Origin of the sequence: Vibrio splendidus 12E03, from assembly GCF_000272105.2 — a bacterium.
Taxonomy (GTDB): Bacteria; Pseudomonadota; Gammaproteobacteria; order Enterobacterales; family Vibrionaceae; genus Vibrio; species Vibrio splendidus_I.
The window spans coordinates 1-8,128 of record NZ_AJZD02000130.1; the positions used below are offsets into that span (position 1 = coordinate 1).

Consider the following 8,128-nt stretch of genomic DNA (forward strand, 5'->3'; position numbering starts at 1 on the left):
AGCCCTATTATTTTACTGGGTAAATAAAATAGGAGCTAATGTTATTTTTAGTAACAAAATTACAAATGTTATAATTAGCGCTCTCAAGTTCAACATAATTCGTAAACATTAAAAAAAAACGCATTTTTGGTGATCAAAAACACAAAAAGGGAGCTTTCGCTCCCTTTTATTTGTTTAGTTAGATTTTTATCGCAAAAAAAGTTTCTGGTAATTTTTGGTCGTTTGTTCAGCAACCTCTTTCATCGACATACCTTTTAATTGCGCAATATAGGCCGCCACTTCCACGACATATGCAGGTTGATTCTGCTTCCCACGATATGGAATTGGCGCTAAATATGGAGAATCTGTCTCAATCAATAGCCTATCGAGAGGAAGCTTCCTAACAACTTCTTTGAGTTCTGTAGCTTGTTTGAAGGTCACAATACCTGAAATTGAGATATAAAAACCTAACTCCATTGCCGCTTCAGCGAACGCTTGATCTTCAGTAAAGCAATGAATAACACCACCACACATCTCAGCTCCGCCATCACGTAAAATAGCCAATGTGTCTTCACGTGCGTTACGAGTGTGGATGATCAAAGGTTTATTAAGCTCAACGGCCAATTCAACATGCTGCTTAAATCGTAGCTGTTGTAGCTCTGCAGTCTCTGGTTGATAGTGATAATCTAAACCTGTCTCACCAATCGCCACCACTTTAGGGTTACTCGCGTACTCACGCATTGCCTCTAAACAGAAATCACTTTCAACATCGAGAGGGTGAACGCCACAAGAGGCTTTAACGTTATCAAACGGCGAGATCATCTCGAGCATATTTTCAAACGAATCCAGTGTCACACCAACAGACAACAGCTGGTCTACGTTTGCTGCCTTCGCTTTGTTCACAACGTCTTCTACGCTTGTGTGTAAATCTTGATAATCCAGTTTGTCTAAATGACAATGGGAATCTACGAACATGTTTCCTCGCAAGTGGCTATCAGCCAATTCATTATGAGTAGCTCCGTATTGAGCCCAGGGTGTTGCTTTAACTGCTCAATCAATATCAGCAGTTTATTCGATGCTGCGTAAGCACTTTGATAAGACATCACCTCAACCAGTGCTTTCGCGCTCGGAGTGATAGCCTGATTCGCCAAACCAAAATGCAGCTTTTGCACGTCAGACAGTAAGTGCCATAGCCAACCTAATTGAACCAGAGGCTCTTTACTCAACTCTGTAGAGAACTTTAACATGTCTGGTTGAACGCCTTTAATAACATCCACAAAGCCATCTAGTGCTTTGGTAGAAGCTTCGACGCCACCTTGATCAAACATTGCTTTAGCTTTCAGAGGTGCGTTGTCGTTCAATGCTAGTATGTACTGAGGAACCGTTTTACCGACTTCTCCATTTAACCATGCCGATCCTGCATCCAACTGTGGGCTAACCACATTGAATTGCTGACAACGGCTAATAATCGTTGGCATTAAGCGATTGCTGTTGCGAGTAGACAGAATGAAGATGCACTTGCTTGATGGCTCTTCCAGAGTTTTCAATAGTGCGTTGGAAGCCGATTCGTTCATTGCTTCAGCAGGGTTAAGCAAAATAACGCGCAAACCACCTAACTGAGAAGACTCTTGAGCCCAGCGATTACTGGCACGCACTTGATCAACCGTGATCGACTTACCTTCTTTCTCTGGTGAGATCACATGAAAATCAGGATGACTGCCCGACTTCATTAATTCGCAGCTGTGGCAAAACCCGCACGACTCGCTTTCGTAATTAGTACACATCAATGCGTCGGTAAGTTGGCTAATCAACGCATCAACGCCGAGCCCATCCGGTGCATTAACAATCACAGAATTAGGAAAACGCTCCGCATCGAGACTTTTTTTCCACTCACTCCATACTGGTGTGAGCCAAGAATACATTTCAGCCATGACTACCTACTGTTTGTCGAGCCAAGCAGTTAGCGCGACTTTAATATCAGCGGCTACTTGCTCAATTTCTTGCTGCGCGTTAATCACAAGTACTGAATCATCTTGTTCTGCAATTTCTAGATAGCGCTCACGCGTGCGGTCGAAAAATGATATGTCCATCTTTTCAATTCTATCAAGCTCACCACGGCCTCTAGCACGCTCTAGCCCTACTCTAGGGTCTAGGTCCAAATATAGCGTTAGATCGGGTTTAAAGCCGCCTAGCGTGGTTGATTTCAGTGATTCCATAGTCGTGCGCGCGATCTGGCGACCACCTCCTTGGTATGCCTGTGAAGACATATCATGACGATCACCCAATACCCATTGACCATTGTCGAGTGCCGGCTTGATGACGTTCTCGACTAATTGAACACGTGCTGCATACATCAGCAGCAATTCAGTCATGTCTTGAAGCTTCTCGCCTTCGTGCTCTTCTTTAACCAATGAACGCATCTTTTCAGCTAAGACAGTACCACCCGGCTCGCGAGTATTAACAATATCCTCAACACCCGATGCTTTTAATGTCTCAACGATGGCATTGATTGCTGTGCTTTTGCCTGCACCTTCAAGGCCTTCAACTACGATAAATTTCGACTGATTCATAATTATTTCTTTATTTGTTTTTTCTTAATTGCTTTAAGTAAGCTCGTACTGCACGGTTATGCTCAGTCAAACTCTTTGAAAATACGTGACCGCCTGTTCCACTCGCAACAAAATACAGGTAGTTGCTCTTCTCTGGATTCAGCGCAGCATTGATAGACGCTTTGCCCGCCATTGCAATAGGCGTCGGTGGTAAACCACTCATTGTATAAGTGTTGTATGGCGTTGGAGTACGTAAGTCTTTCTTACGTATATTGCCTTTGTAACTGTCGCCCATGCCGTAGATAACCGTTGGGTCAGTTTGTAGACGCATACGCTTGTTCAAGCGATTAACGAACACAGAAGACACACGTTCACGCTCTGACGCTACTGCAGTTTCTTTCTCAATGATAGACGCAAGAATTAGCGCTTCATATGGCGATTTAAGAGGCAGTTTATCGGCTCTATTTTCCCACTCATCATTGACCACGTTCATCAGATCTCGGTGGGCGCGTTTCAACAAATCTAAATCCGTTGTGCCATAGGTGTAGTGGTATGTTTCCGCTAAGAAAAGGCCTTCTAGCTTTTCATTTTCGATACCCAACTTTTCAGCGATCTCTTTTTCAGAAACGCCATCCAACGTTTGTTGAATAAATTCGTTGTCTTTCAGCTGAACAAGCCATTCATCAAAACGACTACCTTCAACAAAGGTAATGGTGAACTGGTGTTCTTTCCCTTCGACAAGCACTTGTAGCGCCTGCTCTAGGGTTAAACCGGGCTCAAGCAGGAATGTACCCGCTTTGACGTCTACAAGCTCAGGATGTAACTTACGGATTAATTTCTCGTAAGGAGAAGCTTCAAAGAGCCCCTCATTTATCAACTGTGCCAGAACACGATTAAAGCTGCTGCCTGAAGCAACGGTTACGACCTGTGGTTTTTCTAATTGGATGACTTGTTTCAGATTGTCTTGCGCTTGGTTATAAACATAGAACCCAGCAGCGCCCGCTGCGATTAGGCACAAGATAAGAAAAATAAATAACTTTTTGATCACGAGTTTAGTTGTCCTTGAAGGCTACGAGTAACGGTTCCAATGTTAAATTGGGTTTCACTAATACGGGTAACTGGGGCAACCCCTAAAATGGAGTTGGTCATGAAAACCTCATCAGCTTGCATGAGTTGAGATAAGCAGTAGTCACTAATAGTAACGGAAAGTTCAGCTTGATTCAGCGCGGTTAACACTTGCTTACGCATAACCCCTGCGACGCCACTCTGCGTCAGTTGAGGAGTGTGAATGCTCTGTCCTTTTCGCCAAAACAGATTAGCCATGGTGGTTTCAATGACATTGCCTGAAATATCAAGCACCACACCATCGACTTCATTGGCCTGATCCATTTCATCTTTCATCAAGATTTGTTCAAGGCGATTGTTGTGCTTATGCCCGGCAAGCAGTGGACTCAAACCTAACGCTTGTTGGCAGACACCGAGTTTAACACCAGAGTCTTGCCACGCTGAATAATGACTCGGAAAAGCAAACGTACTGATGGTGACTGTAGGTTTAGCGATATTATTGGTGCTATAACCTCTGCCACCGGAGCCGCGACTAACGTGCAGCTTTACTCCTGCTTTTTGATTATGAGGCTTGTTTGTCTCATGGCGGTTATCTGAACCATCAAGACTCTTTGTCCCATGAAGCGCATTGTTTTGGATGTGTTGAAGCGCACTATCGAGCCAAACATTAACCACATCCCAATCAAGAGTAGAAATGCGTAACGCTTTCAGGCATTCATCGACACGACGCTGATGATCGTGAAAATGTTGGATCTGGCCACCTTGAACAAGCATGGTGGTAAAACAGCCGTCTCCGTACTGAAACGAGCGGTCCAAGATATCGACAGTTTGCTGGCTTTCTCCATCAACCCAAAACATGTTTTTCCCCATAAAAAGAAACGGCTCAATGCTAAAGCATCAAGCCGTTTAAAAACAAGTCTAATTGTGACTATCTACGAGTGTTTGCGTCTTTAATAAGATGATTAAATCTTTTTGAAGATCAAACAGCCGTTTGTACCACCGAAACCGAATGAGTTACATGCAGCATATTCCATGTTGCTAACTTCACGCGCAGTGTGAGGTACTAAGTCAATATCTAAGCCTTCTTCAGGATCATCTAGGTTGATTGTTGGTGGAACAATTTGGTCAACTAGAGACATAGCCGTGATGATAGCTTCAGCTGAACCTGCAGCACCTAGAAGGTGACCAGTCATCGATTTCGTAGAAGAAACCAATACTTGCTTGCTGCCTGCTTCGCCAAGAGCACGTTTAATGCCCTTAACTTCCGCTACGTCACCCGCAGGAGTCGATGTACCGTGTGCGTTAACATAACCGATTTGTTCACCAGTAATGCCAGCATCACGCATAGCCGCTTCCATCGCTAGTGCACCACCAGAGCCATCTTCACTTGGAGATGTCATGTGGTAAGCGTCACCCGACATACCGAAGCCAACTAGCTCACAGTAGATCTTAGCGCCACGAGCTTTTGCATGTTCGTACTCTTCAAGAACCATCATGCCTGCACCGTCACCAAGAACGAAGCCATCACGGCCTTTGTCCCATGGACGAGAAGCTTTTTGAGGCTCATCGTTACGAGTAGAAAGTGCTTTAGCCGCACCAAAACCGCCCATACCTAGTGGAGTTGATGCTTTTTCAGCACCACCCGCTAGCATTGCGTCAGCATCGCCGTATGCAATCATACGAGCCGCGTGACCAATGTTATGTAGGCCAGTCGTACATGCAGTAGAAATCGCGATGTTTGGACCGCGTAGGCCACGCATGATAGACATGTGACCAGCAATCATATTCACGATCGTCGACGGTACGAAGAACGGGCTGATCTTACGAGGACCTTTTTCAGTTAGAGCTTGGTGACCGGCTTCGATCAAACCAAGACCACCAATACCAGAACCGATAGCAACACCCACACGTGGAGCGTTTTCTTCAGTAATAGTTAGGGCTGAATCATCTAAAGCTTGAATACCTGCTGCGACGCCGTACTGGATGAACAAGTCCATCTTACGAGCATCTTTTTTAGTCATATACTCTTCGCAGTTAAAGTCTTTAACTAGACCTGCAAAACGAGTTGAGAAATTGGTTGCATCAAAGTGCTCGATATTAACGATACCACTTTGACCAGCTAGCAGGGCTTTCCAAGAAGATTCTACAGTGTTGCCTACCGGTGACAACATACCCATGCCAGTGACAACTACACGACGCTTGGACACGATTTTACACTCCGGGGATTGAGGTGATTTAAGATGAGGATAGATGAGTTAGATAAAACACAGGCGGTCGAGGTGACCGCCTGGGAGAGATTATTACTGAGCGCTAGTTACGTAATCGATAGCTGCTTGAACAGTAGTAATTTTCTCAGCTTCTTCATCTGGGATTTCAGTGTCGAATTCTTCTTCTAGAGCCATTACTAGCTCAACTGTGTCTAGAGAATCTGCACCTAGGTCATCAACGAAAGAAGCTTCGTTTTTAACTTCAGCTTCGTCTACACCTAGCTGTTCAACAATGATTTTCTTTACGCGTTCTTCGAGGTTGCTCATTTTTTCTTTTCCTTTACAGAGTTCGCTTTATGCGATGTTTTCCGTAGTTTATTCAATCTATTGAAAGTTGCAAGGTCAACTTTTCTGGTCAAACCACAATTTTCACGATTTTAACCGAAATTACGTATGATCTTGACTTAAATCATGCACAAATGTTGCACATAATTTACACCATGTACATACCGCCATTGACGTGAAGTGTTTCACCTGTGATATAAGCTGCCGCAGGTGACGCCAAAAATACCACAGCTTCAGCGATTTCGCGAGGGTCACCTAGTCGACCTGCTGGTACATTCGCCAAAGTTGCAGCACGTTGGTCATCATTTAGCGCTTTAGTCATGTCAGTTTCGATGAAACCAGGAGCTACAGTGTTCACTGTAACGCCACGAGACGCAACTTCACGAGCCATTGATTTAGTAAAACCAATAACGCCAGCTTTTGCCGCTGCGTAGTTAACTTGACCAGCGTTACCCATAGTACCTACTACAGAACCAACGTTTACGATGCGACCTTGACGTTTCTTCATCATGCCACGCAATACAGCTTTAGACATGCGGAAGATAGGCGTTAGGTTAGTATCGATGATGTCATTCCATTCGTCGTCTTTCATACGCATCAGTAGGTTATCACGAGTGATACCTGCGTTGTTAACTAGAATGTCAATCGCACCGAATTCATCGTTGATGGTTTTCAGTGTAGCAGCAATTGAGTCAGTATCCGTTACATTAAGAGCAAGACCTTTACCGTTCTCACCAAGGTACTCGCTGATTGCAGCTGCGCCGCCTTCAGATGTAGCAGTACCGATAACTTTAGCACCACGCTCAACTAAAAGTTCAGCGATTGCACGACCGATGCCACGGCTTGCGCCTGTAACTAGTGCAACTTTGCCTTCTAAATTCATCATAACTTCTCTATTAAGTGGTTATTTACTTAGCAGCTTCTAGTGATGCAGTGTCATTAACTGCAGCAGCTGTCATAGTTTTTACGATTCGTTTTGTTAGACCAGTAAGAACTTTACCAGGGCCTAATTCTAGTAGTTTCTCTACGCCTTGTTCGTTCATTGCCTGTACACCTTCAGTCCAACGAACTGGGCTGTATAGCTGACGAACAAGTGCATTTTTGATTTTCGCAGGGTCTGTCTCAGCAATAACATCAACGTTATTGATAACAGGCAGTGCTGGCGTATTGAACTCTAGCGCTTCTAGAGCAACCGCTAGTTTGTCTGCTGCCGGCTTCATCAGTGCACAGTGAGATGGCACAGAAACAGGTAACGGAAGTGCACGCTTAGCGCCCGCTTCTTTACAAAGTGCACCAGCACGCTCTACTGCCGCTTTGTTACCCGCGATAACAACTTGGCCAGGAGAGTTAAAGTTAACTGGAGACACAACTTCGTCTTGCGCAGCTTCTTCACACGCTTTAGCAATCGCTTCATCGTCTAGACCGATGATTGCGTACATTGCGCCAACGCCTGCAGGAACTGCTTCTTGCATCAATTGACCACGCAATTCAACCAGCTTGATCGCTTCTTTAAAGTCGATAACGCCGGCACATACAAGTGCAGAATATTCACCTAGGCTGTGACCTGCTAGATTTACAGGTTGCTCTAGGCCAAGCTCTTGCCATACACGCCAAATTGCAACAGACGCTGTTAATAGAGCCGGTTGAGTGCGAAAAGTTTCATTTAGATTTTCTACAGGACCATCTTGAACCAATGCCCATAGATCGTAACCAAGTGCTTCTGAAGCTTCAGCAAATGTCTTTTTAACAACATCATACTGTTCGCCTAGGTCAGCAAGCATACCGATAGCTTGAGAGCCTTGGCCTGGGAATACGATAGCAAACTTGCTCATTGTAATTTTCCTTTAAGCAAAGCAAAAAATTGAATAAGGCACATAAGTTATGTGCCTTGTTTGTTGATTATCGCTTGGGGTTAGAATTTAACTAACGCAGAACCCCAAGTGAAGCCGCCGCCAAATGCTTCAAGTAGAAGCGTTTGACCAC

9 protein-coding genes are annotated in these 8,128 nt (G+C 44.6%); all 9 read right to left on the reverse strand.

What is annotated here, in order from left to right:
• Positions 1–186: 186 nt before the first annotated feature.
• Positions 187–954, reverse strand: a complete 768-nt coding sequence (locus A142_RS10140; RefSeq protein WP_019821237.1) for a TatD family hydrolase — start codon at positions 952–954, stop codon at positions 187–189.
• Positions 945–1,910, reverse strand: a complete 966-nt coding sequence (locus A142_RS10145; protein ID WP_019821238.1) for a DNA polymerase III subunit delta' — start codon at positions 1,908–1,910, stop codon at positions 945–947. Before A142_RS10145 ends, A142_RS10140 begins: the two co-directional genes overlap by 10 nt.
• Positions 1,911–1,916: 6 nt before the next feature.
• Positions 1,917–2,549 (reverse strand): dTMP kinase, encoded by a 633-nt coding sequence (gene tmk / locus A142_RS10150; protein ID WP_019821240.1) that lies wholly within the window; start codon positions 2,547–2,549, stop codon positions 1,917–1,919.
• A gap of 10 nt (positions 2,550–2,559) precedes the next feature.
• The gene (mltG, locus tag A142_RS10155; protein WP_019821241.1) at positions 2,560–3,576 is read right to left on the reverse strand and encodes an endolytic transglycosylase MltG; all 1,017 of its coding nucleotides are present in this window, start codon (positions 3,574–3,576) and stop codon (positions 2,560–2,562) included.
• On the reverse strand, positions 3,573–4,451 hold the full coding sequence (pabC, locus tag A142_RS10160) for an aminodeoxychorismate lyase (protein WP_019821242.1): 879 nt from the start codon (positions 4,449–4,451) through the stop codon (positions 3,573–3,575). The genes mltG and pabC overlap by 4 nt, the downstream gene beginning before the upstream one ends.
• A 104-nt stretch (positions 4,452–4,555) precedes the next feature.
• Positions 4,556–5,800 carry a beta-ketoacyl-ACP synthase II gene (fabF, locus tag A142_RS10165; protein WP_019821243.1) on the reverse strand — a complete coding sequence of 415 codons (1,245 nt, stop codon included), beginning with the start codon at positions 5,798–5,800 and terminating at the stop codon, positions 4,556–4,558.
• A gap of 93 nt (positions 5,801–5,893) precedes the next feature.
• The gene (acpP, locus tag A142_RS10170) at positions 5,894–6,127 is read right to left on the reverse strand and encodes an acyl carrier protein (protein WP_004737381.1); all 234 of its coding nucleotides are present in this window, start codon (positions 6,125–6,127) and stop codon (positions 5,894–5,896) included.
• A gap of 166 nt (positions 6,128–6,293) precedes the next feature.
• On the reverse strand, positions 6,294–7,028 hold the full coding sequence (fabG, locus tag A142_RS10175) for a 3-oxoacyl-ACP reductase FabG (RefSeq protein ID WP_029405357.1): 735 nt from the start codon (positions 7,026–7,028) through the stop codon (positions 6,294–6,296).
• Positions 7,029–7,053: 25 nt separating this feature from the next.
• The gene (gene fabD / locus A142_RS10180; RefSeq protein WP_017062151.1) at positions 7,054–7,977 is read right to left on the reverse strand and encodes an ACP S-malonyltransferase; all 924 of its coding nucleotides are present in this window, start codon (positions 7,975–7,977) and stop codon (positions 7,054–7,056) included.
• Positions 7,978–8,128 lie beyond the last annotated feature (151 nt).

Bases quoted from the DNA above. Each gene is read 5' to 3' on its own strand.
- pabC (WP_019821242.1), bottom strand. From the start codon at position 4,451: ATGTTTTGGGTTGATGGAGAAAGCCAGCAAACTGTCGATATCTTGGAC.
- fabD (WP_017062151.1), bottom strand. From the start codon at position 7,977: ATGAGCAAGTTTGCTATCGTATTCCCAGGCCAAGGCTCTCAAGCTATC.
- A142_RS10140 (WP_019821237.1), bottom strand. From the start codon at position 954: ATGTTCGTAGATTCCCATTGTCATTTAGACAAACTGGATTATCAAGAT.
- fabG (WP_029405357.1), bottom strand. From the start codon at position 7,028: ATGAATTTAGAAGGCAAAGTTGCACTAGTTACAGGCGCAAGCCGTGGC.
- tmk (WP_019821240.1), bottom strand. From the start codon at position 2,549: ATGAATCAGTCGAAATTTATCGTAGTTGAAGGCCTTGAAGGTGCAGGC.
- acpP (WP_004737381.1), bottom strand. From the start codon at position 6,127: ATGAGCAACCTCGAAGAACGCGTAAAGAAAATCATTGTTGAACAGCTA.
- A142_RS10145 (WP_019821238.1), bottom strand. From the start codon at position 1,910: ATGGCTGAAATGTATTCTTGGCTCACACCAGTATGGAGTGAGTGGAAA.